Raw genomic sequence first — 24,281 nt, 5'->3', positions numbered from 1 at the left:
GGGCCGTGGCGCTCGCGTCTCACGTCGTTTCACATGTTGGACGCGCCGGAAGTGGCCGGTCCGTATTCGCCCATGTCGGCCGGGGGGACCCACCTATCATTGTGCCTCGTGCGCCCCCGAGCACGTGTCGCCGCCTCCGCCACACTGACCGTCCTCGTCGGTGTGGGCGTTCTCTGGCTGTCCGGCGGCCTGCGCGCCGCCGACACCCCGCGGTCCGTGCCGCCCGGCCGGGAGGTCGACCAGCACCTGTTCCGCACCCGGCTCGTCGGAGCGCACGTCGCCGTCGTCAAGAAGACGAAGTTCACCGCCGAGCGCCGGCTGTTGGTGATCAACGCCTGGGTGACGAACCCGACCCGCGAGACCCTCGGCACGAGCGGCGCCGACAGCGACCACGGAGTGTTCTCCCACGGCATGTTCCTCCACTGGAACTCCCGGAACGGCCCGCTCCCGAAACTCGTCGACGCCCAGGCCATCGCCGGGAACACCCTTTTCCGTTCACTCCAGCCCCAGCTGCCCACTTACGTCGCGGTGCAGTACGAGCTCACCCCGCGGACCGTCGTGCCGGACCAGGTCACCGTGGCGCTGGCGAGCTACGAGCACGCCGAGGCGGGGATCCTCGACCCGCGCGGCTACTGGGAATGGCAGGCCCGGCGCTTTGAGAAGAAGGTCGAGACCAACCCGCTGACCCACAAGTCGGGCCGTGTCACGGAGATCATCCCGGTACTCGCCGCCAACGTGACCCTGCCGGTGAAGCGATGAGGCGACTGGCATCGATCGTCGTCGCGGTGGCGCTGGCCTGCGCGGCGGTGGCCCTGCAGGGTGCCCATTGGAGCTACGAGCGCGCGTACGGCCCGTTCGTCGAGAACGGGCGCATCGGCCGTACGCTCACCGAGCCGCGCTTCACGATCCGGGTCGAGCAGGTCCAGACCGCGCGCTCGATCCGGGTGCCGGAGGGGCCCTACGGCGCCAAGCCACAGATCATCCCGGCGGGCGGCGTCTTCGCCGTCGTCATCGCCACCGTGGCGGCGCGGCGCTCGCCGGTGTACGTCGCGTCGGCCACGTTGCACACCGCGTACGGCGACTACTACCCGACCGACAAGCTCGGCGGCGGCATCCTGTCCCAGCCCCTGGTCACGCCCCTGAGCTACCTGCGCTTCCAGCCCGGAATGCCACGGCGAGGCGTCTACCTGTTCGACGTGCCGGCACGGGCGCTGGCGGGCGCGCGCCTCTACGTCTCCGACCGTGACACCGAGGACGCGGAGTTCGGGTTCTACCGCAACGACCCGGTCCGGTTCAGCGACGAGGCCCACGTCGACCTCGGCATCTCGGCGGCGGACGCCGTACGCCTGGACCACACGGCGGCCCAGGGCTACGGCCTGCCGGGGCCGTCGTGAAACGCCTCCTGCGGATCCTGGCGCTGCTGGTGCTGGCGGGCACCGCGATCTACCTGCCGTTCCGCCCGCAGTGGAAGTACTACCGCCAGGACGTGCCCGGCGGCCACACCCGTACGGTGGCGTTCGGGCGGCCCGCCGTCTTCCAGCAGATCCGCTGGACGCTCGTCGGCTACGGCCGTGCCGTGCTGAGACCCGGCGACCTGCCGGCGGAGGGCATCGGCTCACCGGCACGGCCCGGCGAGACGCTCGTGCTCGCCACGCTGCGGGCCGAGCCGCTCACCAAGAGCCCCCGTGACTTCCAGATCGACTACTCGCTGCACGACCGCGCCGGGCACAGCTGGAGCGCCTTCCCCTGGCACACCACGATCTACCCGGGCAGCAGGGACCCCGCGCAGGTGATGGGGCTCGTGCCGAGCTGGGCGGCCGACACGTTCGAGCTGGTCATGCGCCACCAGCACCAGGACCTGTCACCGGCTCTGGGCGGTCCGCAGCTGGTCTTCCGCCGCTGACACGGCGCACCACGAGTTCGAACATCGCGGCCAGCAGGGCCAGGCGCAGGATCTCGGCCAGCAGGCGGTGGCCGAACTCGATCGGCGTCAGGGCGAGGTTCCAGAACCGCACGGTGTGGTCGGTGCCGATGAGCATGACGACACCGCGCTGGGCCCGGTCCATCAGCGCGCCGATCGCCACGTAACAGAGGCAGAACCACGCGAACGCCGGCGCTCCCGCGCGGAACACCAGCCGTACCGCGTGCACGACCGGCACGTACTTTTCCCGCATACCGCGGCTGGTCAGCTCGGCCAGCCGGCGCGGGCGCCCGGCGAGTCGGTCGGGCAGCCCCTGCAGCGGCGTGCCCTCGATCGCCGCGCGGTCGTGCATCTCCAGGCCGTAGACGATGGCGGCGATGGCCAGCCACACCAGCGGGAGGATGAGGGCGTCCTCGACCGGCCCCGGACCCGGCAGGTGCAGCGCGCCGGTGATCGCCTGCCAGAACACGCGGTCGGCGATCCAGTGCTGACCGATCCTGATGAGCGCGACGATCGAGTACAGCGCGTACAGCGTGAAGTTGACCTCGAGGAAGGCGATGAGGAGCTCGAGTACGCGGCCGGGCCTGGTCTCGTGCCGGCGTTCGCACAGCGCCCGCAGCACCCATGCCACGACGGCGACCACGAGTGCCATGGCGATCGGCAGATCGAGGATGTTGCCGGCGTTCATGCCGTCACCCGCGTCGGCGAGCCGCTGGGCATCGGCCCGCAGCACCTCGCGCAGATCATCGGTGTAGAGGTTCCAGCCGAGATAGACCAGGACGAAGGGGAACAGCGTGCGGCCGATCGCCGCGACGTACGCCTCGGCCGGATCCTTGATCACCGACAGTCCGCGCCCCAGCGTGAACATCATCCCGATCGTGACGACCAGCGAGGCCAGGACGGTGACGCTGAGCGGGAGCAGCGCGACCACGGCACGGATGCCGGGGTGGCCGCCGTGGCCGAGCCGGGAGATCCGCTGGATCAGCAGATAGCGCACCACCGCTCCGGCGGAGTACCAGAGGGCCAGCGGGACGAAGAACCGCGCGGCGAGCCGCAGCGCCGAGACCGGCAGCATCGCCACGAGGAGCGATCCGGTCCGCGGCGCGGTGGGCGCGTTGTCAGCCATCGCCGGGAATGGTAGTGCGAGAGCCCCTGCGCGCACCGGGGTTCGGCGAGCCCCCTGTGCCGGCTACTCGTCGCCCTCGACGCGCATGACGCTGGCGACCTCGCGGACGATCTCCAGGTCGTGCAGGCCCTCGATGGTGGCCGACAGCGCGCCGTCCGGGGCCCGGTGAGTGACGATGACCAGCTGTGCCTCCCGGCCGTGGCCCTCCTGGCGTACGGCCTGGATCGACACGTCGTTCTCGGCGAACGCGTCGGCGACCCGTGCGAGCACGCCGGAGCGGTCGGCCACGTCGAGCGCCACGTGGTAGCGCGTGATCGTCTCGGCCATCGGGAGTACGGGCAGGTCGGCATAGGTCGACTCGGCCGGCCCGCGCGTGCCGCTCACGCGGTTGCGTGCCACCGCGACGATGTCGCCGAGCACCGCGCTCGCGGTCGGGGCTCCGCCGGCGCCCGCGCCGTAGAACATCAGCGACCCCGCCGACTCGGCCTCCACGAACACGGCGTTGTACGCCTCGCGGACGCTCGCGAGCGGGTGCGAGCGCGGAATCATCACCGGGTGGACGCGTACCGAGACGCCGCGGCCCGCCCGGTGCTCCTGCGACGGCACCCGCTCACAGATCGCCAGGAGCTTCACCACACAGCCCATGGCCTTGGCGCTGGCGATGTCGGCCGAGGTCACGTCCGCGATCCCCTCGCGGTGCACCCCGGCGGCGGTGACCCGCGTGTGGAACGCGAGCTGGGCGAGGATGGCCGCCTTGGCCGCCGCGTCGAAACCCTCGACGTCGGCCGTCGGGTCCGCCTCGGCGTAGCCCAGGGCCTGGGCCTCGCCCAGGGCCTCGGCGAAGCCGGCGCCGGAGGAGTCCATCTGGTCGAGGATGTAGTTGGTCGTGCCGTTGACGATGCCCATGACCCGCTGGACGTGGTCGCCGACCAGCGACTCCCGCAGCGGGCGCAGCAGCGGGATGGCGCCCGCGACGGACGCCTCGTAGTAGATGTCGGCGCCGTACTCCCTCGCCGCGCCGAACAACGTCGCGCCGTCCTCGGCCAGCAGCGCCTTGTTGGCCGTGACGACGGACTTTCCGGACTTCATCGCGGCGAGCAGCAGGCCGCGCGCGGGTTCGAGACCGCCGATGACCTCCACCACGATGTCCACGTCGTCGCGGGTCACCAGGCCCACGGCGTCCGTCGTGAGCAGCTCGGGCGGAACGCCCTCGCGCCGCTTGTCGAGCCGGCGCACGGCGATGCCGGCGAGCTCGAGCGGAACACCGACGCGCGCGGCGAGATCGTCGGCCTGGCTTCGCAGGAGGCGTACGACCTCGGTGCCGACGACACCGCAGCCGAGCAGCGCGACCTTCAGCGCCGGCCGGGTCATGGCGACACCTCCAGGCGCAACAGGTCGTCCTCCGTCTCCCTGCGGAGGATCAGACGGGAACGCCCGCCGCGTACCGCCACGGCCGCCGGCTTGAGCAGGTGGTTGTAGTTGTTGGCGAGCGAGCGGCAGTACGCGCCGGTGGCCGCCACCGCGACGAGGTCACCGGGCGCGAGGTCCTCGGGCAGCCACAGGTCGCGTACGACCATGTCGCCGCTCTCGCAGTGCTTGCCGACGAGCCGGCTGAGCATCGGCGCGGCCTCCGAACGGCGTGAGGCGAGCACGCTCGTGTACTCCGCGCCGTACAGCGCGGTCCGGATGTTGTCGCTCATGCCGCCGTCGACGGAGACGTACGTGCGGAGGCCGTCGAGCGGCTTGACCGTGCCGACCTCGTAGACCGTGATCCCGCCCGGCCCCGCGATGGTGCGGCCGGGCTCCACCGTCAGCCGCGGCACCGCGAGATCTCGTGCCCGGCAGGCGCGGGTGATGATGCCGCTCAGGTTGTCGGCGATGTGCTTGGGGTCGAGGGGGTCCTCGCCGTCGAGGTAGGCGATGCCGTAGCCGCCACCGAGGTCGAGCGTGGGCAGCTCGACGCCGTGTTCGTCGTGGATGGCCACCAGGAGGTCGACGACACGGCGGGCGGCCAGTTCGAAGCCGTCGGTGTCGAAGATCTGCGAGCCGATGTGGGAGTGCAGGCCGGCGAGCTCCAGCTCGTCGAGGGCGAGGACGCGCCGTGCGGCCTCCAGCGCCGTCTCGCGGGCGAACCCGAACTTCTGGTCGTCGTGCGCGGTGGCGATGAACTCGTGCGTGTGCGCCTCGACGCCGGTGGTGACACGGATCATCACCTTGGGCCGGGCGTTCTTCTCCTTGGCGAGGTAGCCGAGCCGCGCGATCTCCTCGAAGGAGTCGAGCACGATGTGCCCGACGCCGACGTCGAGGGCGCGGGTCAGCTCGCCGACCGACTTGTTGTTGCCGTGGAAGGTGATCCGGTCGGCCGGAAAGCCGGCGTGCAGTGCCACGGCGAGCTCGCCGCCGCTGCAGACATCCAGGCCCAGGCCCTCCTCGGCCACCCACCGGGCGACCTCGGTGCACAGGAACGCCTTGCCCGCGTAGTAGACGTCGCCGTCGGAGAAGGCGGTCTTGAAGTCGCGGCAGCGGGACCGGAAGTCGTCCTCGTCGTAGACGTAGAGCGGCGTGCCGTACTCCCCCGCGAGGTCGCGTACGTCAACACCGCCGATCGTCAGGGCACCGTCGTCGCGGCGGGCGCTGCGCGGCCAGACATCGGCCGCCAGCAGGTTGAGGTCGTTCGCCGGCGGCAGCGGGTGGTCCTCCGGCAGCACGTCGGCGTGCCGTTGCCCGGCCGGGTGAACTCGGCTCATGCTCTCTCCATTGCGGGTCGTGCGTTCACTGCGCTCACAGGCGGTCGTCCGGCATCTCGCCGAGCATCCGCAGGCCGTTTCCCAAGACGATACGGACGGCCCTGGCCAGGCCGAGCCGGGCCGTGTGGAGTTCGCCGGCGCACTCGTCGCCCCTGGGCAGCGCCGGGCACTGCTCGTGGACGTCGTGGTAGGCGTCGGCGATCTGCTCGAGGTGCCGGATGAAGGGACGGAGGGTCCGCTGCCGTGCCGCCTGCTCCGCCCGGCCGGGGAAGTCCGCGAGTCGCCGCAGGAGCAGGCGTTCGCGTGGATCCTCCAGCCTGCCGACCGTTTTCTCTCCGGCCTCGTCGATCCCGAGGTCGGCGGCGTGCCGCCGTACGCCACTGGCACGCGCGTAGGCGAACCGCACGCGGAAACCGGGGTTGTCGAAGGTCAGGGGACGCGTGGGCCAGGCCGGCTTCCCGTCGTACGGGACGGCCGTCAGGCCGTACGTCTCGTCGATCCGGGCGATGAGCGGCGCGTCCGTCGTGATGGTCAGGAACCCCGGCCCGGTCACACGCGCGGTGCGGACTCCGGGCCGTTTCATCACCCGCCTGGCGAGCGTGGCCGCCACATCGGAGGCGGGCCGCCCCGCGACGCCGGCCAGCCGCAGCGGAAGCGGTGTGGCGTAGTCGCCGGCCGCGGTGGCCTCGATCGGCACCCGGTCGGGTACGGGAACGGCGAACTCACCATCGGCCACCGCATCACGCACGGCGGCGATGACGGCACTGCTCAGCTCGCCCGGGGTCACGTGCGCGAGGCTACCCGGGGTCACGGGTACGAGACTATCCGACCAGCATGTGAGATCACGCGCTGTCGTCGGGGTCTTCCCTGGGGCCGGCGCCGGCGCCGGCCAGCTCGCGGACCGTACGGATCAGCTCCGAGGGGTCGAACGGCTTGGTCACGTAGGCGTCCACACCGATCTCGTGCCCTCGCCTGATGTCGTGCTCCTGCGCCCGCGCCGTGATCATCACGACCCGGATGCCCTGGGTCTCGGGATTCTCACGCAGCTTCACCGCCGTGACCCAGCCGTCGAGCCTGGGCATCATGATGTCGAGCGTGATCACATCCGGATCGACCTCGCGCACCTTTTCCAGACAGTCCTGCCCGTCGACAGCCGTCGCCACCTCGAACCCCTCCAGTTGGAGGTTCACGGCGATGAGCTGGCGGATCACCTCGTCGTCATCGACGACCAGCACGCGTCCAAGGGTCACGGCCGCAAAGCTAGCGGGTCGACCGGTGTGAACACGCGGATAACCGCAACGTGCAGCACCATCGTTATCGGGCAGACGACCGACCGAAACCAGCGCGTAGCCATAGAGGCACCCGGCGTTCAGCGGTCCCCGCCCGTTCTCCGGTGCCCTGCGCGGAGCGACCGGTACCCCGATGCTGGTAGCCTCTACCCGTCCCGAGCCCCCTTAGCTCAGGGGATAGAGCACCGGCCTCCGGAGCCGGGTGCGCAGGTTCGAATCCTGCAGGGGGCGCCTCGGAGGATCAAGCAAAAGCCCCGGCTGACCAGCGGAAACGTTGATCGCCGGGGTTTCGTGCATCTGCGGCCGCGTGCCGATCAGGCGGCCGGGCCCACGGACGGGCTGTTGTCCCCTCAGCGCATCCGCGGCATCGCCGGCAGACCACGCTGCCGTGAAAAGCGGTCACTCTGGCCGGTCGCCGGCGAAGTGCAACTCGTCCTCGGCGTACGACCAGTAGGCGTAACGGCCGCGTGAGGTCCATGTCTCGGCCGCGGTCTGTGTCCGTTCCACCCATTCGCGAAGCCGGGGCAGACCGCGCGATCGCAGGAGCGAACGCGCGGCAAGCCGGTCCGAAGATCGCACCGGTCGGACAACGACATCGATCCCGACCGCGTCCGGATGGATGCCTCCCATGCCGTAGTCGAACGACTGGGCGGGAGTCCAACGCACCGTCAACACCACGTCGGGGACCATGCCCGTGTGGAAACTGGGCCGTTTCACGAGGGAGTACGCGTCACCCAGCCCATCGATCAGGTCGGTGAGGGTGAGCGGCCATGACTGCCCTCGGGGCAGATGACGGTTACGCGACGGCATGCGGCTCATGATGCAGACCTGGAGGAGCGTCCGGCATCCGAATATCCGCCCCGCAAGCGCCTCGGCGGGGGCCTCTGACTCGGGGACGGAGCGGGGCAGGGCGCAGCGGTGGAGGTGGTCACGGCGTCGTGGCGTCCGCACGCCGACGAGGCGCCTCGTCCCGCAAACCATGATCGCCCAGCGGTCCGGCCGTGCCATCAGCGTGCTGGTGGTCACCTCGGGTCCCCGTGGTGGGACGGTTCGATGAGAATGGCCAGATGGCGTTCGAACTGTCTGTAGTGGACGCGGCGAGCCTGGCCACGTGGTGCGAGCTGCATTTAGGCAGTCCGGCGGAGAGCGAGCTGTTCCGGACCGGCCACCTCACCTGCGTGATCGGAACACGGCTGGCCGACGGGCGTGAGGTCGTGGTGCGGGTCCGCCCGGCCGCGCCGCGGCTCGCCGCGTGTACCGAGGTGCAGCGCCGTCTGTTCGATTCCGGGTATCCCTGCCCGCGGCCGCTGGCCGGCCCGGCACCGCTCGGTGAGTACGAAGCCACCGCCGAGAGCCACATCACGGGCGGGGCCATGCTGCCCGACTCCGGCCGCACCGCTCAGCCCTTTGCCGCGGCGCTCGCGCGACTGGTGCACCTGGCTCCCCGACCCGAGCAGATGCCCTCGCTGGCGCCCGCACCGCCGTGGGCGGCGTGGAACCACGGCCAGGGCGGGCTGTGGCCATGGCCCGAGGACCTGGACATGGACCTGAACCAGGTGGACGGGCCGGACTGGATCGACGCGGCCGGCCAGGCCGCCCGGCAGAAGCTCCAGGAAGATCCCGGCCAGACCGTGATCGGGCACGGCGACTGGATAACGGACAACCTGCGCTGGCACGGCGACCGGCTGCTGGTGGCCTACGACTGGGACAGCCTGATCGCCGACAGTGAAGCGATCATCGCCGGACTCGCCGCGGCCATCTACCCCTACCCGGCACCGGCCACCGTGACCGAGACCCGCGAGTTCCTCGACGCCTACGCCACCGCCCGCGGACGGCCCTTCAGCCCCGGTGAGCTACAGCGCTGCTGGGCCGCAGGCGTCTGGACGAGGGCCTACGACGCCAAGAACGAACACGCCGCCGGACAGCCGGTGACCTGCCTGACCCAAGACGAAGCCCACGACCGCCTCCACCGGGCCGGAATGCGCTGAGCCACCCGTGCCGCACGGCGGGGCAATGAAGCAGTAGATCCCCCAGCCGACGGCGGTGGCGGGCAGGCCGAGGACCTGGCTTTCCCAGGGGAGCAACCGGACGTCGCGCAGGCGGTACTTTTCCTTGCGAGGTCGCGTTCGTCCCCAATGACCGGCCAGACACTCGGCGGCCTCCTGCCCGGCGGAGGAGTGTGATCTGTGGTGGACACCGTGGTGAACTTCGAGGCGTTGACGCCGACGGCGTACCTGGACCGGTCGGCGGCGGTCTTCGCCGACCGTACGGCCGTGGTCGACGGGTCCCTGCGCCTCACGTACGCGGAGTTCCACGACCGGTGTCTGCGCCAGGCCGGTCTGCTGCACGACCTGGGCGTACGGCCGGGTGACCGGGTCGCGGTGCTGGCGCCCAACACGCACCTGATGCTGGAGGCGCACTACGGCGTGCTGTACGCCGGTGCGGTGCTGGTGGCGCTCAACACCCGGCTCTCGGCCGCCGAGCTCGCCTACATCGTCGAGCACTCCGGCGCGCGGGTGATGCTGCACGATCCGGGGCTGGGCTCCGAGGCGGCCGAGATCACCGCCGGCCTGGAGGTCCGCCTCGTCGGCGGGGGCGAGGAGTACGAGCGGCTGCTGGGCGAGGCCGGCCGGCTGCGGGTCCCGGTGAGCGACGAGCGCGCGCTGATGGCGCTGAACTACACCAGTGGCACGACCGGGCGCCCCAAGGGCGTCATGTACCACCACCGGGGCGCGTACCTGCAGGCCATGGCCATGGCGATGCACTTCAAGCTGGACAGCGAGTCGACCTACCTGTGGACGCTGCCGATGTTCCACTGCAGCGGCTGGTGCTTCACCTGGGCGGTGACGCTGGCCGGGGGTACGCATGTCTGCCTGCCGCGGCTCGACGTCGAGCGGGTCTGGGAGCTGCTGGCCGGCGGGGGGATCACGCACTTCTGCGCGGCGCCGACCGTCCTGGTCATGCTGGCCGACCACGCGGCGGCCCGGCCCGGCGGTGACGTCGTGGTCGCCGTCGGCGGGGCTCCGCCGTCCCCGACGCTGCTGGAGCGCTGCGGCGAGCTCGGGCTCCGTGTCACCCACCTGTACGGCCTGACCGAGACCTTCGGCCCGGTCGTCATCTGCGACTGGCGGCCGGAGTGGGACCGCCTCCCGGTCGCCGAGCAGGCGGTCGTACGGGCCCGGCAGGGCGTGGGGAACGTCATCTCCTGCGCCGTGCGCGTGGTCGACCCGGAGGGCGAGGACGTCCCGGCGGACGGCGAGACCATCGGCGAGGTCGCGCTGCGCGGCAACAACGTGATGCTCGGGTACTACCGCGACGAGGAGGCCACCGCGACCGCCGTTCCCGACGGCTGGTTCCGTACCGGGGATCTCGGCGTGCTGCATCCGGACGGCTACCTGCAGATCCGCGACCGGGCCAAGGACGTCATCATCTCCGGCGGAGAGAACATCTCCTCGGTCGAGGTGGAGGCGGCGCTGGTGAGCCATCCGGCCGTGCTGGAGGCGGCGGTGGTCGCGGTGCCCGACGAGAAATGGGGCGAGCGCCCGGCCGCCTGGGTCACGCTCAAGGACGACGGTGACGTCAGCGCGGATGAGCTGCGCGAGCACGTACGTGGCCGGCTCGCGGGGTTCAAGGTGCCCGGCCGGATCGAGTTCGGCCCGCTGCCCAAGACAGGGTCGGGCAAGATCCGTAAGTTCGAGCTGCGCTCGGCGGCATGGGCCGGGCACGAGCGGCTGGGTCCGGTGGGCGGAGGTTCTGATGGCGTTTGACTTCTCGGTACCCGAGCGCGTCGCCGAGTGGCGTACGCGCATCGCGGCCTTCGTCGCGGAGACGGTGATCCCGCTGGAGCAGCGGGCCTTCGCCGACGGGGTGGACGGGGAGTTGCGGGACGAGCTGCAGGAGGCCGCACGCGCCGCCGGGGTCTGGGCGCCGCAGGCCGGTGCCGCGCTCGGCGGCGGCGGTTTCCGCTTCGACGAGGTCGCGATCCTGCTGGAGGAGGCGGGCACCAGCCTGCTCGGGCCGCTGGCGCTGAACTGCGCCGCGCCGGACGAGGGCAACATGCACCTGCTGGACGTCGTGGCGACCGGGGACCAGCGGAGCAAGTACCTGGAGCCGCTGGTCGCCGGGGCCATCCGGAGTTGCTTCGCGATGACCGAGCCGCCACCGGGCGCGGGCTCGGACCCGAGTGCGCTGCGCACCGTCGCCACCCGTACGTCCGGCGGATGGCTGATCAACGGGGAGAAGCACCTGATCACCGGTGCCGCCGGCGCGGCGTTCGTGATCGCCATGGTCCGTGACGCGGACACCGGATCGGCCAGCATGCTGCTCGTGGACGGCGACAACCCCGGAATGCGGGTCGGTGACCACGCGCGCACGCTGGACTCGACGATGATCGGCGGCCATCGCCAGGTCGTCTTCGAGGACGCCTTCGTGCCGGACGACGCGGTGCTCGGCGAGCCGGGCGAGGGCTTCCGGTACGCGCAGGTCCGGCTCGCCCCGGCGCGGCTGACCCACTGCATGCGGTGGCTCGGCGCCGCCCGGCGTGCCCACGAGATCGCGCTCGAACGCGCGGTCGGGCGTGAGGTGTTCGGCGGCCGCCTGGCCGACCAGGGCATGGCCCAGGCCATGATCGCCGACAACGAGATCGACCTGGCCGCCGCGCGTGCGCTGCTGTGGCAGACCTGCTGGCAGGTCGCCGAGGGCGGCCGGGGCACGGAGGAGTCATCACGCGCGAAGGTGTTCATCAGCGAGGCGACAAGCCGGATCGTGGACCGTGCGGTCCAGCTGGCCGGTGGCCTGGGCACGAGCGACGACCTGGTGATCGGCCGCATCTACGCCGAGATCCGGGCGTTCCGCATCTATGACGGCGCCTCGGAGGTCCACCGGATGTCGATCGCGAAACGGGCGTCGCGCCGTACGGCGACCCGTCTCGGGCGGTCGTGAGCGGCGGCCTGCCGCGCCCGCCGTCCGGACCGGCCGGCGCCCGGCCGCGCGCGGCGCTCGGGTAGCCAGGGGACGCCGGGTGCGTCAGCTCGCCTCGCCCAGGTCGCGGGCGACCCGGGCGCGTACCTGCTCGCCCGACGCGGTGGCGACGGCGAGGAGTTCGGTGCGTTCGGCGTCGGCGAGCGGGTGGCCGTACTCGCCGACGCAGTAGGACAGGAACTCGATCAACAGCCCGGACTCTCCGTGCGCGAGGAACTCCAGGGCATCCTCACGCTGGGCGGCCTCCAGCCGGTCGGAGAGGGACTCGACCAGCGCCCTCAGGCGGTTCTCCCACTCGCGGATCTCCTGGTAGTCCTGATGTGTGCGATACAGACCCATCGCCCTCTCCCCCGGATGTCAGCCGGCCGGTTTGCGCACGAGGAGATGGCCGCGCGGGAACCTCTCGGTCTCGTTCGGCTCGCGGCGCAGCCGGGCGGACTCGGTGAAGCCGGCCTTGTGCAGGAGCTCGGCGAAGCCGTCGACGGACCAGCGATAACCGGGCGTCACCCTGTGGTCGAACGGCTCCGCCAGCACGCCGGACTCGTCGTCGGCCTGGAAGAAGGCGACGAGCAGGTGGCCGCCCGGCGCCAGTACGCGGTGGAGCTCGGTGAGGACGGCCGGGAGCTCCTCCGGTGGGGTGTGGATGATGGAGTACCAGGCGAGAACGCCGGCCAGAGTCCCGTCACCGATATCCAGGTCGGTCATCGACCCCACCTCGAACCTCAGGTCCGGGTGTGCCTGACGGGCCAGATCGATCATGGTCGGGGACAGGTCGACGCCGAACGCGGGCAGGCCGAGAGAGTGGAGATGCGCCGTCACGCGGCCGGGGCCGCAGCCGAGGTCCGCGACCGGGCCGGCGTCCGTGGCGCGTACGAGTTCGGCGAACGCGGCGATCAGCGCACGGTCCAGCGGCAGGTCCACAAGGTGGTCGCCGACCTGCTCGGCGTAGCGCACGGCGGCGGCGTCGTAGGCCGTCCGCGTCGTGCTCAGGTAGGAGGCTTCGGTCACAGCGGGCACCGTACTCCCCTGTTGGGCCGGAGGCGGCCGTGCCGCGCGATCGCACACCTGGTCCGCGTCGACCGCCCTCCACGGCGGTGCCGGGACGACCGGCGGCAGGCCGTCCGCCCCGAGCCGGCGGCACAATGAGGGGCATGACCCAGCACGGCCCGCCCGCCTCCGTCACGCCCTGCTTTTGCGGGCTGCCCGCACCGTACGAGGACTGTTGCGGGCGTCTTCACCGCGGGGACGCGAAGGCGCCGACCGCGGAGCGGCTCATGCGCTCGCGGTTCAGCGCCTTCTGCGTCGGTGACGAGGCGTACCTCCTGCGTACCTGGCATCCGTCGACGCGGCCCCCGCACATCGACTTCGACAAGGCCCTGCGGTGGGAGCGCCTGGAGGTGCTCCAGACCTCTGGCGGAGGCTTCCTCGACGACGACGGGACCGTCCGCTTCCGCGCCCACTACGTCGAGCGCGGACGTCCCGGATACCAGGAGGAGAACAGCCGCTTCGTGGTCCAGGACGGTGCCTGGCTGTACGTCGCTCCCCTCGCTTACGACCGCGGCTAGCGGGGCCGGGGTCAGCGCGTGGAGTACGAGTGCGCGCCGGTGCCGGCCAGGTGGCCCTTGTCGACGATGAGGTACTCCTCACGGATGGGGGTTCCGGCGAGCCAGGACTCCAGGATCTCGCGGGTCCCGGCGGCGTAGCGGGCCTGGGCGGACAGCGAGGAGCCGGAGATGTGCGGGGTCATGCCGTGGTGCGGCATGGCTCGCCAGGGGTGGTCGGGCCCGGCGGGCTGGGGGTACCAGACGTCACCGGCGTACCCGGCGAGGCGGCCGCTGCGCAGCGCGCGGGCGATCGCGTCGCGGTCACAGATCTTCGCGCGGGCCGTATTGATCAGGTAGGCGCCGTTCTTCATCGTGGCGATCAGCTTGTCGTCGAAGAGCCCCTCGGTCTCGGGGTGAAGAGGCGCGTTGATCGTGACGACGTCACAGTGGGGGACCATGTCGGCCGTGCTCTCGTGGAAGGTCAGGCCGAGCTCTCGTTCCACGGGCTCCGGCAGCCGGTGCCGGTCGGTGTAGTGCAGCTGGACGTCGAAGGGCTTGAGCCGGCGGAGCACGGCGAGCCCGATGCGACCGGCGGCGACCGTGCCGACGTGCATGCCCTCGATGTCATAGGACCGGCTCACGCAGTCGGCGATGTTCCAGCCGCCGTCGAGGACCCACTGGTGCGCCGGCAGGTAGTCACGGACCATGGACAGCATCATCATCACGACGTGCTCGGCGACGCTGATGCTGTTGGAGAACGTGACCTCGGCGACGGTGACGTCGCGGGCGACGGCGGCGTCGAGGTCGACGTGGTCCGAGCCGATGCCGGCGGTGATCGCGAGTTTCAGGTTCCGTGCCTTGGCGATGCGGTCGGCGGTCAGGTACGCGGGCCAGAACGGCTGGGAGATCACGACGTCCGCGTCGGGAAGTTCGCGGTCGAACTCCGAGTCGTCGCCTTCCTTGTCCGAGGTGACCACGAAGGTGTGACCGGCGCTCTCGAGGAACCGGCGCAGTCCGAGTTCGCCGGAGACGCTGCCGAGAAGATGGCCCGGCGTGAAGTCGAGGCCGCGCGGGGTCGGAGTGGTCTGGCCGCCGGGATAGTGATCGATTCGCGGTAGGTCATCGCGAGCGTAGGAAGTCGGGTAGCCATCGACAGGGTCGTCGTACAGAACGCACAGCACCTTGGCCATGATCTGGCTCCTTTTCCGTTCTCCGGCAGGTGCCACTGACTTTGTATGCAATCACCAGGAGCGTCAAAACGAAATTCGCTATGACGGGATAGAGCGCGCCTATCAGTCCGGCGCCGAAATTTACGCGGGCGGCCCGAGATGACTTTCCAGCAGTGCGTCCAGAGCGTCGCGTACGTCGGTCTCTCCGGCGATCCGCAGCAGCGCCCTGGCCTGCATGGGCACGGGACTGCGGTCGGCGACGACGAGCCCGACCCGCGGGCCGTGCACCGGATTCGCGATGGGCACGACCCGCATTCCGTCGGGGACGCCGAACATGTGCAGCCAGGCGTGGGAGATGACGCTGGACCAGCGCCGGCTCATGAGATGCACGTAAAGGCCCGCGACGGTGTCGGTCTCGATGGCGGGCAGCGCGGTGACGCCGTCCTCGGCGAAGAACTCGTCCAGGATCCGCCGGTTGCGCATGTCCGGTGAGAGCAGGCACAACGGCAGCGCGGCGATGTCCCTCCAGCGCGCCTTCCCGTACGCGGCCAATTCCCCGTCCGCCGGCGTCAGCAGCAAATAGCGTTCCTCGTACAGCGGCGTCTTGCGCACGTGCAGCAAACTGTCATCGTCCAGATAGGTCACCGCGACGTCGAGCTCGAATTCCGCCAGGCGATGGTTGATTTCCCGTGAGGACAATGACTCCATCCGGACCCGCGCCTTCGGGTGCCGTTCGCAAAATGGCGTCGTCAGCAGTGAGGCCGCGGTCATCGCGGTCGGGATGGCCCCGAGACGCAGCGTGCCCGTCAGGCCGCCGCGCATCGCCTCCAGCTCGTGCCCGAGGGCGTCGCGTTCGGCCAGGATGCGGTGCGCCCAGAGCAACACGCGCTCCCCCTCGGGGGTCAGCCCCTCGAAACGCCGCCCACGCCGCACGATCGGCACGTCCAGCTCACGCTCCAGCTTGCGGATCGCCGCGGACAACGAGGGCTGCGACACATGACAGGCGTCCGCGGCTCGGGCGAAATGCCGCTCGCGGGCAAGCGCGACCAGGTACTCGAGCTGACGCAGCAACATGCCCGCCATGATCACGGCGTCCGTCACCACGCGGCAAGCGCGGCCGTACCTGCGTTATCCGCCCTCGACGGCCCGCGGTCCCGCTCGCGTGGCGATCCCGCTCAGCGGCGCCGGATGCGAAGCAGGTCACGGAGCCGGTCCGTGACCGAGACGATTCCCCCGAAGAGCATGTTGCTCACCGCCGACTCCACGCCGGGGTGAGGGTGGGTGGGCGCCATGGCCTCGGCCGCCTTGATCGCCGCCGCCATGCCGCGGAGCTCGGCCTGGCCACGCCGGCGCAGGGCCGGGAACTCCTCGATCTCCTCGCGTTCGGCGTGCTCGAGCACGGCGGCGCGGAACCGGGCGAACATCGGGGTGAAGCTCGGGTCGTCGGTGCCCATCCGCTCCAGCTCGCGCAGCATCTTCTTACCGCGCCGCTCCTCCTCCAGCCGGGCGTCGACGATCTCGTCACCGAAGGGGACCGCGCGTCGTACGAGGGGATGGACGATCTGCTCTTCGGCCGTCTCGTGCACCGCGAGCAGGCGCCGGAGCCGTTCGAAGGCCTCGGCTCGTCGTGCGCCCATGTTCGCCTCGACCTTCCGGCAGAGGCGGCGGATCTCCTCGTGCTGGCGCATCAGCAGTCCGACGGCGCCGGTCTCCGGCATGGTCTCCGGGCGTTGGGTCATGGGTCGGGCCTACCCGGTGGCGACGGCCCAAAATCATGGATCCGTGCAGGTCCAGGCGGCGTCAGGGGTCAGTTCAGGACAGGGTGGTGCATACGGAGCGCCAGGCGGGGTCGCTCAGCAGCACGCGCCAGGAGGTGAGGAGTCCGAGCAGGGCCGGGCCGTACGCCTCGCGGAAGTCCTCATTGACCTGCGCGAGGTCCAGCTCGTTCGCCGCGGTGATCTCCGCGATGTCCCGGCGGGTCTGTGGCGTCTCATGGGACTCGATGCCGGTGAAACGATCCTTGTACGGGGCGCCGTCCACCGCGAGTCGTGAGTAGGAGAAGTCACGGTCGCACGCGGCGTAGAGGTAGACGAGGTGTTCCGCCTCGTCGCCGATGACCGCCGCGAGCTCGTCCCGACGGTTCACGTCACCCAGTGCCGTGGGGAAGCCGTCAGTGCCGTAGAAGGCGTGACAGAGACCGGCGAGCCGTACAGCCGGCCGCGCCTGCCACTCGGACAGCAGGCCGTGCACACGCCGCAGGTGCGCGAGGAGGGTGCCACCCGGATGTTCGATCTCCCGGGCGTTGCCGGCGACCAGCAGGTCGATCGCGGGCTGTGGTCCGGTGGTCATACCCGGACCCGCTGGTTCACCGGCCGCTGCCGGACGGTCGGCAACGGCCGGGCTTCCACGGCGCCCGCGACCCGGTGGAGGGTCAGAGCTTGGTCATCTTGTTGTACGGCGCCGGAATCCGCTCTTGCCGGGGGCGGAAATCGACGAGTACAGCGACCTCGTCCTCGACGCCGATAACGACGCCGAGGCCGTACTGATCATGGTTCACCCGGTCGTCCACGGCGAACCGTTCGACCGGCGGAGCGGCGGCCGGAGGCTTGAAAGGGCTGGTGGGCAGGTGTCGCCGGGTCGCGGCGCGGGGTGTCTTCATCTTCATTAGTATGCGCCTGCGAGCCCCTCAAAGGTGTAAATACGGGTGGGCCGATCCACGAACTCATGGCATTGTCACGCCAGGTAGGCGCCCTGTCGCCGCCTGTGACTCAGTTTTCGGCAAGTCGCTTCAACTCGGTGAGCCGCTCACGCCAGTACTCCTTCATCCGGGCGGCGGCCTCGGCGTCGGCGAGCTTCTCGTGCAGGACCGCGACCTGCGCCTTCGCATCCCCCTTCGCGACAAAGCCGACAGCGATGCGGCTCCCGTCCGCCCGGCCCGCCCGGAACGACTTGGGCGCGGTGGCCGTGCGTACGGTGAGCCCGGCACCGGGCAGCCAGCGTTCGCGGAGCTCGGCGTCGTCGAAGGCGGCGAACAGGCGTTCGACGGGTACGGAGATGGTCTTGCTCGCGGTCGCGGAGAAGGACCCGTCGCTGCGCTGACCGGGCGCACGCATGCCGCGGGCCTGCTCGTAGGCGACCGTGACGCTCTGCGCCCACCAGCCGTCGACCTGGTGTTCGTGCATGAGCCGACGGGCGATCTCGGTGTGCGTACGGTCCGTGGCACCCCAGGCGTCGAGCAGCACGAACCACTCGTCCCAGCCCCGGCCGGTCCGCTCACGCACGGAAGCGTCGGCCAGCCCCTGCGCCTTGACGCCGCCAGAGATGCCGGAGGCGGAAGTGCCGGAAGTATCGCTCTGCGCGGGCGTGGAGGACTGGGGCGCGGGATCGAGTGCCGAAGCTTCGGCCCCGGCGAGTTCGGGTCCGGTGGGCTCTGGCCTTGTGGGTTCGGACGCGGTGAGCTCCGACGCGGTGGGCTCGGATCCGGCGGATCCGGGTCCAGTGGACTCCGACGCGGAGGCGAGCACTCGCCGCCGGGCGGTCGTGTAGCTTTCGCCCGTCTTGTCCATGCGGGTGCGTATGCGGGTTTTGAGGGACTTCTGCCTGGTCATCATGCTCCCTGCAAACGGCGCGGCCCCCGGGACTCACGCTCCCGCAGGACCCCGCCGGATGGGGCATGTCGCCGGCATCCCGAGAACACAGGTCCCCTTTGCCCTCACAGAGCCGATGGCGCGAGCACCGGAAACGAGGGTGAGGCGCGGGATCACGCCTGCGGCAAGGGTACACACGCCCATGGCGGCGGCAAAGGGGCGGACCGGTAGACCGAGGCCCGTTTGTGAGCCTCGTCGGTACCGGCCGCCAGGGTTTTCATGATCCGCGTCCGCAGGGAGCGGTGTCGATGGGGTGCTACCACCGGACGAGGTGGCCAGCCCAACGGGCATGACGGACCCAGTGTCGGGCGGCCCGGTAGTGGAGCGGCTCGCTCGATCGGACGGCCTGGTGGGTCCGACTGACCCAATAGGTCCGACGGCCCGGTTGATCGCACCGCCCGCGGGCCGACGGGGCCCCGGCGGGACCGGCAAGTCCGCAGGACCGACCGGCACGTAGGCCCTCGACCGACTGGGCCGGTGGGTCCGACGGCCCCAGTTGGTCGAACGGGGCCCTGCTGGTCAAACGGCGCGCTCGCGTAGCGACGGCGCCGTCTGACGAACAGGTGCCGGCGGCATCGCCGCTTACTCAAGCGGCGCGGCGGCAGTCACCGGCAGTGCTGGCAGCACGATCCGACCCCGCCTAAGAATGTGCTGGTGTCGGCGGCCGGACCCGCCCGTGAGCGACGAGGACCACGCGGAGAGGCGCGTCGCTCTGGATATCGCACGGAAACGACGGCGGGCCGGGGAACGGGCCTAGAGGTGCCGGCGCCGGTGAACGGGACGGCTCTCGCGTAGGTGAGGGCAGCGCAGGGCGATCGGGGCCGGGAAGCCGGGACGCCGCGAGCCGGCACACCACGTGACCGTGCGGGGCGCCCGCAGCGCGAGCCGCGCGCGGTGTAGGTTCCCGTCACAACTCCTCATGCGAACAGCCAACCGTTCGCGGCGTCTCGTCCACAAGAGCGCTTAACGAAACCTGTACGTCCAGCGGGTTCAACCCGAACCCGCAGCTCAACATGGGTGAGGGGCCACAAGAGGACGGCCGCCCAGCCCTCGAGACGCGCACCGCCACCACCCCGGCGGCCGTCACGGCCCGCCAGGGCATCGCCCCCAGCGCGCCATCCGCTCCCACCGCCACCGGGACCGCCGAGCCGGCGGTCGTCGTGGCCAGGACGTTGGGGTCCAGCTGAATCCGGGTCACGCCCAGAGGGCGGAGCATCGCCCGCAGGGCGCGCTCGTGCAAATGGATCCACTCCTGGCCCGGACCCATCGTCTCGGTCAGGCGCTCCTCCGTCGTGAAGGCGATGCCGACACGCTCGCCCGTGGGTAGCCGGCCGCACCGTAGCGAGACCATCCCCGATCCGGCCCGTACCGGAACGACCATTAATCCCAATTCGCTCATGGCAAGGGACTTTAGGGACGAATCAGACAGCGGCGACGGCCGCGAACGGAGCCTTCACAGGTCGGCGCCGATCCTTAACGGGGCGTTGACGCACCGTCCAGGCTCGCCAGGAGGGCGGTCAGGGTCGGGCCGAGGGGAGCGTCGAGCGCCACGAGAGCGTGGTCGTGGCCGCGGGTCACACCCTGGTTGACGATCGCGACGGCCACGCCCAGCTTGGCCGCGTGGCGTACGAAGCGGTAGCCCGACAGCACCGTCAACGACGACCCGAGCACCAGCAAAGTACCGGCGCGTTCGGTCAGGGTGAAGCACTCCTCGACCCTCGGGCGGGGCACGTTCTCGCCGAAGAAGATGACGTCGGGCTTGAGCAGGCCGCCGCAGTCGGTGCAGTCCACGACCTGGAAGGAGTCGATCTGGTCGTCCGCCAGCACGGCGTCGCCGTCGGGGTTGATCGCGCCGACCTCGGCGCTCCAGCCGGGGTTGGCCGCGCGTAGCCGCCGGTCGAGGGCCTGACGCGGGGTACGGCGTCCGCAGCCGAGGCACATGACCCGGTCCAGGCTGCCGTGCAGTTCGATCACGTCGTGCGCACCGGCGGCCTGCTGTAGCCCGTCGACGTTCTGGGTGATGATCCCCGCGACGAGTCCACGCTCCTGGAGCCCCGCCACGGCGCGATGGCCGTCGTTGGGGGCGGCGCGGGCGATGTGGCGCCAGCCGAGGTGGCTGCGCGCCCAGTACCTCTGGCGGGCGGCGGCGCTGCCGGCGAACGCCTGGTAGGTCATCGGCTCGGCCCGCCGCTTCCGTCCGGTCTCGCCGCGATAGTCCGGGATGCCGGACTCCGTCGACAAACCCGCGCCGCTGAGGATCACCACGTCGCCGTCCGCGACGAGGTCGGCCAACATCTCAAGGTCCGGGCCGGCATCCGGCCCGGACAACGCACCGAGCGTGCCGCCCGGGCTCTCGTCCACGGTCCGAGTCACACCCCCATGGTGCCCGATTTACCCGATTACCCCGAACCGCGGCATCTCACTCCGGGCACGTCATCGCGAGCAGCACTGGATGGTGGCCGATGAGCAGCGGCCGGATGGGGATGAGAGCCAGGGCGTAAAGACCGCTCGCCGCGATGCCGAACCAGCAGATCAGATCGGCGGCGCGGGCACCATCGACTGGCGCGCGATCGGGTCGAGGGGCGGAGGGCACCCGGTCCGCGCCGGACCGCGACCGGCCGAGGTCGCCACGGCGCGGCCGAAGGCGCAAGATTGGCCCCATGTGCAGAAGCATCAAGACACTGCGGCCGCTCGCCACGGACGAGGCGGCCGAGGCCATCACCGACGAGGACGTCCACGCGGCGGCCCTGCAGTACGTGCGCAAGGTGTCGGGGTTCCGCAAGCCCGCCGCCCACAACGAGGCGGTGTTCGACCGCGCGGTCGACGCGGTGACGCAGGCGACCGCCGAACTGCTGGCCCATCTCGAGGTACGCGGCGCCCGCGCGCGGTCCTGACGCGGCGGTCACATCGCGCCGGCCACCACATACGCCGCGACCCGTACGAACGCCCGCGTACGGCGGCCCACGGCGCGGCGACCGCTGTACGCCTGGCCACGCTCGGTGCGGAGGGACCGACCGGCGGATCCCTCGACGACGGCGGCGCGCTTCCCCGGGTGACCGCGTTCTCCACAGCCTGTGGAAAAACCTTGGGGCGACAACGTGCATCTTGCACGCGGTACGGCGCGACAACGGCGGCGGATCCCTGCACAATGCATCCCGAAGCTCAGCGAGAGGGCAGGGATAGTGTCGACGTCTGTTCACCAGAAGATCGCCGAAGAGCTCGGCGTGCGCGAACGGCAGGTGCAGGTCGCGGTCGAGTTGCTCGACGGTGGAGCGACCGTGCCGTTCATCGCCCGCTACCGCAAGGAGGCGACGGGCACGCTCGACGACGCCCAGCTGCGTACGCTCGAGGAACGCCTGCGCTACCTGCGCGAGATGGAGGAGCGGCGAGCGGCGATCCTGGAGTCGGTCGAGTCCCAGGGCAAGCTCGACGACGCCCTGCGGGCCCAGATCATGGGCGCCGAGACCAAGGCCCGGCTCGAGGACATCTACCTGCCCTTCAAGCCCAAGCGCCGTACGAAGGCGCAGATCGCCCGTGAGGCGGGGCTCGAGCCGCTCGCCGACCGGCTCCTCGGCGACCCGTCGCTGGACCCGCAGCAGGCGGCCGCGCCGTTCGTCAAGGAGGACCTCGACGCGGCGGCGGCGCTGGAGGGCGCACGCGCGATCCTGGTCGAGCGGTTCGCCGAGGATCCCGACCTCATCGGCGACCTGCGCGAACGCCTCTGGTCCAAGGGCCGCATGATCGCGCGCGTACGCGACGGCAAGGAGGAGGCAGGCGCGAAGTTCTCCGACTACTTCGACTTCGCCGAGCCCCTGACGCGGCTGCCCTCACACCGCATCCTCGCCCTGTACCGCGGTGAGAAGGAGGAGATCCTCGAGCTCACCCTCACGCCGGAGGAGGAGGACGGGGAGGTGACCGCGTACGAGCGGGCCATCGCGCATCGCTTCGAGATACCGCTGAGCAGCCGGTGGCTGGCCGACACCGTGCGCTGGGCCTGGCGTACGCGGGTCCTGGTCCGGCTCGACCTGGACCTGCGGCTACGGCTGCGCCAGGAGGCCGAGGACGAGGCGGTACGCGTGTTCGCCGCCAACCTGCGCGACCTGCTGCTCGCCGCTCCGGCCGGCACCCGTACGACCATGGGCCTGGACCCGGGGTTCCGCACCGGCGTGAAGGTGGCCATCGTGGACGCGACCGGCAAGGTCGTGGCCACCGAGACGATCTACCCGCACAAGCCGCAGGGCCGCTGGGACGAGGCGCTCGCCACGCTCGGGCGGCTCGCCAAGCAGCACAACGTGGACCTGATCTCGATCGGCAACGGCACGGCCTCGCGTGAGACCGACCAGCTCGCGGCCGACCTGATCAAGCTGGTCCCGGGGCTCACCAAGATCATGGTGTCGGAGGCCGGGGCCTCGGTCTACTCCGCCTCGGCCTTCGCCTCGCAGGAGTTGCCGGGGATGGACGTCTCGCTGCGCGGCGCCGTGTCGATCGCGCGCCGGCTCCAGGACCCGCTCGCCGAGCTGGTCAAGATCGACCCCAAGTCGATCGGCGTCGGGCAGTACCAGCACGACATCTCCGAGACCAAGCTCTCGCGGTCGCTCGACGCGGTCGTCGAGGACTGCGTGAACGCGGTCGGCGTCGACGTCAACACGGCCTCGGCTCCCCTGCTGACCCGCGTCTCCGGCATCGGCTCGGGCCTGGCCGAGAACATCGTCCTGCACCGCGACGCCAACGGCCCGTTCCGGTCCCGTACGGCGCTGAAGGAGGTGCCGCGGCTGGGCCCGAAGGCCTACGAGCAGGCCGCGGGCTTCCTGCGCATCCGGGACGGCGACGACCCGCTCGACGTCTCCAGCGTGCACCCGGAGGCGTACTCCGTGGTCCACAAGATCTTCGAGTCGACCGGGCTGAAGGCGACCGGCGGCGACGTCTCGGCGCTGATCGGGAACACCTCGGCGCTGCGGGCCGTCAAGCCGCAGGACTTCGTGGACGGCACGTTCGGGCTGCCCACCATCACCGACATCCTCACGGAGCTGGACAAACCGGGCCGTGACCCGCGTCCCGCGTTCAAGACCGCGACGTTCAAGGAGGGTGTGGAGAAGCTCGGCGACCTCGAGCCCGGCATGATCCTCGAAGGCGTGGTCACGAACGTCGCGGCGTTCGGCGCCTTCGTGGACATCGGCGTGCACCAGGACGGCCTCGTGCACGTCTCGGCGATGTCCAAGACCTTCGTCAAGGACCCCCGCGACATCGTCAAGCCGGGCGACATCGTCCGGGTGAAGGTGCTCGACGTGGACATCCCGCGGGCGCGCATCTCGCTGACGCTGCGGCTCGAGGACGAGGCGGACCGGCGCAAGGCGGCCGACGGACGCCGCGACGGCGCCGGACGCGACGGCGAACGCCGCCAGGGCGGCGGCCGGCAGGGCGGCGGGCAGAGCGGTGGCGGACAGGGCGGCGGCGGGCGCCGCGACGGCGGCAAACGCCCTCAGCGGCCGCGCCAGGACCGGGCCGAGCCCGCCGGAGGCGCCCTCGCCGACGCACTCCGGCGAGCCGGCCTGGACAAGGGCCTGCCCGGCTCCTGACACGGAAGCGTGATCGCCGGCGAGCGCCTCTGACGCGCTCGCCGGCCTCCGCTCAGTACCCTCGCGAGGGCCACCGCCCCGCGGGCCGCGGCCACCGCCGGTCTGCTCGCCGGGCGGACCGCCCCGCGCGCGGCGGTCCGGTCAAGATCGCGATCACGCTCGACGTGCTGGTCACGACCGCGTGATGGCCTACACACCGGGGCATAAGGGCCAGTTCCGGCGGGTGGCTGAATGTGGCCGTAAGAGCAGACACGGGCCTCGTTTCCGGATTAACGTCCCGGC

The 24,281-nt window shown here is 71.0% G+C and carries 26 protein-coding genes and 1 tRNA gene; 10 read left to right on the top strand and 17 right to left on the bottom strand.

Translation table 11 applies throughout. The features are described 5' to 3' along the window. Window positions 1–108 precede the first annotated feature (108 nt). From FB559_RS20955 to FB559_RS20945, 3 genes are read left to right on the top strand one after another with little or no spacing between them, the layout of a single operon-like run. Window positions 109–759 carry a hypothetical protein gene (locus FB559_RS20955; protein ID WP_141957207.1) on the top strand — a complete coding sequence of 217 codons (651 nt, stop codon included), beginning with the start codon at window positions 109–111 and terminating at the stop codon, window positions 757–759. After that, window positions 756–1,394, top strand: a complete 639-nt coding sequence (locus FB559_RS20950; RefSeq protein WP_141957206.1) for a hypothetical protein — start codon at window positions 756–758, stop codon at window positions 1,392–1,394. The genes FB559_RS20955 and FB559_RS20950 overlap by 4 nt, the downstream gene beginning before the upstream one ends. Beyond that, window positions 1,391–1,903 (top strand): hypothetical protein, encoded by a 513-nt coding sequence (locus tag FB559_RS20945; protein WP_141957205.1) that lies wholly within the window; start codon window positions 1,391–1,393, stop codon window positions 1,901–1,903. Before FB559_RS20950 ends, FB559_RS20945 begins: the two co-directional genes overlap by 4 nt. Here the strand turns inward: FB559_RS20945 and FB559_RS20940 are convergent. The 5 genes from FB559_RS20940 to FB559_RS20920 form a co-directional block, all read right to left on the bottom strand. Further along, window positions 1,836–3,047 (bottom strand): hypothetical protein, encoded by a 1,212-nt coding sequence (locus FB559_RS20940; protein WP_141957204.1) that lies wholly within the window; start codon window positions 3,045–3,047, stop codon window positions 1,836–1,838. The genes FB559_RS20945 and FB559_RS20940 overlap by 68 nt on opposite strands. A gap of 63 nt (window positions 3,048–3,110) precedes the next feature. After that, window positions 3,111–4,418 carry a homoserine dehydrogenase gene (locus FB559_RS20935; RefSeq protein ID WP_141957203.1) on the bottom strand — a complete coding sequence of 436 codons (1,308 nt, stop codon included), beginning with the start codon at window positions 4,416–4,418 and terminating at the stop codon, window positions 3,111–3,113. After that, the gene (gene lysA / locus FB559_RS20930; RefSeq protein WP_141957202.1) at window positions 4,415–5,794 is read right to left on the bottom strand and encodes a diaminopimelate decarboxylase; all 1,380 of its coding nucleotides are present in this window, start codon (window positions 5,792–5,794) and stop codon (window positions 4,415–4,417) included. Before lysA ends, FB559_RS20935 begins: the two co-directional genes overlap by 4 nt. A 34-nt stretch (window positions 5,795–5,828) precedes the next feature. Continuing rightward, entirely contained in the window at window positions 5,829–6,605 is a 777-nt protein-coding gene (locus FB559_RS20925) for a DALR anticodon-binding domain-containing protein (protein WP_141957201.1), read from the bottom strand. 31 nt (window positions 6,606–6,636) lie between these two features. Next, window positions 6,637–7,029, bottom strand: a complete 393-nt coding sequence (locus FB559_RS20920) for a response regulator transcription factor (protein ID WP_141961827.1) — start codon at window positions 7,027–7,029, stop codon at window positions 6,637–6,639. Window positions 7,030–7,242: 213 nt separating this feature from the next. Here FB559_RS20920 and FB559_RS20915 point away from each other — a divergent pair. Next, window positions 7,243–7,314: transfer RNA gene (locus FB559_RS20915), tRNA-Arg, on the top strand. A 168-nt stretch (window positions 7,315–7,482) separates the two neighbouring features. Here FB559_RS20915 and FB559_RS20910 read toward each other — a convergent pair. After that, entirely contained in the window at window positions 7,483–7,893 is a 411-nt protein-coding gene (locus FB559_RS20910; protein ID WP_141957200.1) for a hypothetical protein, read from the bottom strand. A gap of 257 nt (window positions 7,894–8,150) precedes the next feature. Between FB559_RS20910 and FB559_RS20905 the strand changes: the two genes are divergently transcribed. The 3 genes from FB559_RS20905 (at window position 8,151) to FB559_RS20895 (ending at window position 12,024) form a co-directional block, all read left to right on the top strand. Continuing rightward, window positions 8,151–9,071 carry a phosphotransferase gene (locus FB559_RS20905; protein ID WP_141957199.1) on the top strand — a complete coding sequence of 307 codons (921 nt, stop codon included), beginning with the start codon at window positions 8,151–8,153 and terminating at the stop codon, window positions 9,069–9,071. A 198-nt stretch (window positions 9,072–9,269) separates the two neighbouring features. Continuing rightward, entirely contained in the window at window positions 9,270–10,850 is a 1,581-nt protein-coding gene (locus FB559_RS20900; protein ID WP_246121835.1) for an AMP-binding protein, read from the top strand. Further along, window positions 10,840–12,024: an acyl-CoA dehydrogenase family protein gene (locus FB559_RS20895; RefSeq protein ID WP_141957198.1), complete on the top strand. Its 1,185-nt coding sequence runs from the start codon at window positions 10,840–10,842 to the stop codon at window positions 12,022–12,024. The genes FB559_RS20900 and FB559_RS20895 overlap by 11 nt, the downstream gene beginning before the upstream one ends. Window positions 12,025–12,108: 84 nt before the next feature. Here the strand turns inward: FB559_RS20895 and FB559_RS20890 are convergent, their stop codons facing one another. Then, the gene (locus FB559_RS20890; protein ID WP_141957197.1) at window positions 12,109–12,402 is read right to left on the bottom strand and encodes a MafI family immunity protein; all 294 of its coding nucleotides are present in this window, start codon (window positions 12,400–12,402) and stop codon (window positions 12,109–12,111) included. 18 nt (window positions 12,403–12,420) lie between these two features. Further along, window positions 12,421–13,071: a class I SAM-dependent DNA methyltransferase gene (locus tag FB559_RS20885; protein ID WP_141957196.1), complete on the bottom strand. Its 651-nt coding sequence runs from the start codon at window positions 13,069–13,071 to the stop codon at window positions 12,421–12,423. A 143-nt stretch (window positions 13,072–13,214) separates the two neighbouring features. On the opposite strand from FB559_RS20885, the gene FB559_RS20880 reads away from it, so the two are divergent. Beyond that, window positions 13,215–13,628, top strand: a complete 414-nt coding sequence (locus tag FB559_RS20880; RefSeq protein ID WP_221640107.1) for a YchJ family protein — start codon at window positions 13,215–13,217, stop codon at window positions 13,626–13,628. A gap of 11 nt (window positions 13,629–13,639) precedes the next feature. Here FB559_RS20880 and FB559_RS20875 read toward each other — a convergent pair whose 3' ends face one another. From FB559_RS20875 to FB559_RS20835, 9 genes are all read right to left on the bottom strand, one after another. Further along, window positions 13,640–14,797: an NAD-dependent formate dehydrogenase gene (locus tag FB559_RS20875; protein WP_141957194.1), complete on the bottom strand. Its 1,158-nt coding sequence runs from the start codon at window positions 14,795–14,797 to the stop codon at window positions 13,640–13,642. A gap of 120 nt (window positions 14,798–14,917) precedes the next feature. After that, window positions 14,918–15,850, bottom strand: coding sequence for a LysR family transcriptional regulator (locus tag FB559_RS20870; protein ID WP_141957193.1), 933 nt, complete (start codon window positions 15,848–15,850; stop codon window positions 14,918–14,920). Between the two features lie 101 nt (window positions 15,851–15,951). Next, window positions 15,952–16,515 carry a hemerythrin domain-containing protein gene (locus FB559_RS20865; RefSeq protein ID WP_141957192.1) on the bottom strand — a complete coding sequence of 188 codons (564 nt, stop codon included), beginning with the start codon at window positions 16,513–16,515 and terminating at the stop codon, window positions 15,952–15,954. Window positions 16,516–16,588: 73 nt separating this feature from the next. Continuing rightward, entirely contained in the window at window positions 16,589–17,125 is a 537-nt protein-coding gene (locus tag FB559_RS20860; protein WP_141957191.1) for a DUF6817 domain-containing protein, read from the bottom strand. 82 nt (window positions 17,126–17,207) lie between these two features. After that, complete coding sequence (locus tag FB559_RS20855) at window positions 17,208–17,435, bottom strand: hypothetical protein (protein WP_141957190.1); 228 nt, start codon at window positions 17,433–17,435, stop codon at window positions 17,208–17,210. 109 nt (window positions 17,436–17,544) lie between these two features. After that, window positions 17,545–18,342 carry an SRPBCC family protein gene (locus FB559_RS20850; protein ID WP_221640106.1) on the bottom strand — a complete coding sequence of 266 codons (798 nt, stop codon included), beginning with the start codon at window positions 18,340–18,342 and terminating at the stop codon, window positions 17,545–17,547. A gap of 988 nt (window positions 18,343–19,330) precedes the next feature. Beyond that, window positions 19,331–19,822, bottom strand: a complete 492-nt coding sequence (locus FB559_RS20845) for an SAV_915 family protein (RefSeq protein ID WP_141957189.1) — start codon at window positions 19,820–19,822, stop codon at window positions 19,331–19,333. Between the two features lie 74 nt (window positions 19,823–19,896). Beyond that, the gene (locus tag FB559_RS20840; protein WP_141961824.1) at window positions 19,897–20,718 is read right to left on the bottom strand and encodes an NAD-dependent protein deacetylase; all 822 of its coding nucleotides are present in this window, start codon (window positions 20,716–20,718) and stop codon (window positions 19,897–19,899) included. A gap of 124 nt (window positions 20,719–20,842) precedes the next feature. Beyond that, window positions 20,843–21,085: a hypothetical protein gene (locus tag FB559_RS20835; RefSeq protein WP_141957188.1), complete on the bottom strand. Its 243-nt coding sequence runs from the start codon at window positions 21,083–21,085 to the stop codon at window positions 20,843–20,845. Here FB559_RS20835 and FB559_RS20830 point away from each other — a divergent pair. Both FB559_RS20830 and FB559_RS20825 read left to right on the top strand, forming a co-directional pair. Next, a complete protein-coding gene (locus FB559_RS20830) occupies window positions 21,084–21,317 on the top strand; it encodes a DUF2277 domain-containing protein (RefSeq protein ID WP_141957187.1) in 234 nt (77 codons plus the stop codon). The genes FB559_RS20835 and FB559_RS20830 overlap by 2 nt on opposite strands. A 288-nt stretch (window positions 21,318–21,605) precedes the next feature. Further along, a complete protein-coding gene (locus tag FB559_RS20825; RefSeq protein ID WP_141957186.1) occupies window positions 21,606–23,999 on the top strand; it encodes a Tex family protein in 2,394 nt (797 codons plus the stop codon). Window positions 24,000–24,281 lie beyond the last annotated feature (282 nt).

The sequence above is a fragment of the Actinoallomurus bryophytorum genome (assembly GCF_006716425.1).
Lineage (GTDB): Bacteria > Actinomycetota > Actinomycetes > Streptosporangiales > Streptosporangiaceae > Actinoallomurus > Actinoallomurus bryophytorum.
Note: the sequence above shows the minus strand (reverse complement) of the source record. Positions and strands in the feature narration are given on the sequence as shown.

Bases quoted from the DNA above. Each gene is read 5' to 3' on its own strand.
- FB559_RS20950 (WP_141957206.1), top strand. From the start codon at position 756: ATGAGGCGACTGGCATCGATCGTCGTCGCGGTGGCGCTGGCCTGCGCG.
- FB559_RS20940 (WP_141957204.1), bottom strand. From the start codon at position 3,047: ATGGCTGACAACGCGCCCACCGCGCCGCGGACCGGATCGCTCCTCGTG.
- FB559_RS20935 (WP_141957203.1), bottom strand. From the start codon at position 4,418: ATGACCCGGCCGGCGCTGAAGGTCGCGCTGCTCGGCTGCGGTGTCGTC.
- lysA (WP_141957202.1), bottom strand. From the start codon at position 5,794: ATGAGCCGAGTTCACCCGGCCGGGCAACGGCACGCCGACGTGCTGCCG.
- FB559_RS20910 (WP_141957200.1), bottom strand. From the start codon at position 7,893: ATGCCGTCGCGTAACCGTCATCTGCCCCGAGGGCAGTCATGGCCGCTC.
- FB559_RS20905 (WP_141957199.1), top strand. From the start codon at position 8,151: ATGGCGTTCGAACTGTCTGTAGTGGACGCGGCGAGCCTGGCCACGTGG.
- FB559_RS20895 (WP_141957198.1), top strand. From the start codon at position 10,840: ATGGCGTTTGACTTCTCGGTACCCGAGCGCGTCGCCGAGTGGCGTACG.
- FB559_RS20890 (WP_141957197.1), bottom strand. From the start codon at position 12,402: ATGGGTCTGTATCGCACACATCAGGACTACCAGGAGATCCGCGAGTGG.
- FB559_RS20880 (WP_221640107.1), top strand. From the start codon at position 13,215: ATGACCCAGCACGGCCCGCCCGCCTCCGTCACGCCCTGCTTTTGCGGG.
- FB559_RS20875 (WP_141957194.1), bottom strand. From the start codon at position 14,797: ATGGCCAAGGTGCTGTGCGTTCTGTACGACGACCCTGTCGATGGCTAC.
- FB559_RS20870 (WP_141957193.1), bottom strand. From the start codon at position 15,850: ATGTTGCTGCGTCAGCTCGAGTACCTGGTCGCGCTTGCCCGCGAGCGG.
- FB559_RS20865 (WP_141957192.1), bottom strand. From the start codon at position 16,515: ATGACCCAACGCCCGGAGACCATGCCGGAGACCGGCGCCGTCGGACTG.
- FB559_RS20860 (WP_141957191.1), bottom strand. From the start codon at position 17,125: ATGACCACCGGACCACAGCCCGCGATCGACCTGCTGGTCGCCGGCAAC.
- FB559_RS20855 (WP_141957190.1), bottom strand. From the start codon at position 17,435: ATGAAGACACCCCGCGCCGCGACCCGGCGACACCTGCCCACCAGCCCT.
- FB559_RS20850 (WP_221640106.1), bottom strand. From the start codon at position 18,342: ATGGACAAGACGGGCGAAAGCTACACGACCGCCCGGCGGCGAGTGCTC.
- FB559_RS20845 (WP_141957189.1), bottom strand. From the start codon at position 19,822: ATGAGCGAATTGGGATTAATGGTCGTTCCGGTACGGGCCGGATCGGGG.
- FB559_RS20840 (WP_141961824.1), bottom strand. From the start codon at position 20,718: ATGTTGGCCGACCTCGTCGCGGACGGCGACGTGGTGATCCTCAGCGGC.
- FB559_RS20830 (WP_141957187.1), top strand. From the start codon at position 21,084: ATGTGCAGAAGCATCAAGACACTGCGGCCGCTCGCCACGGACGAGGCG.
- FB559_RS20835 (WP_141957188.1), bottom strand. From the start codon at position 21,085: ATGGGGCCAATCTTGCGCCTTCGGCCGCGCCGTGGCGACCTCGGCCGG.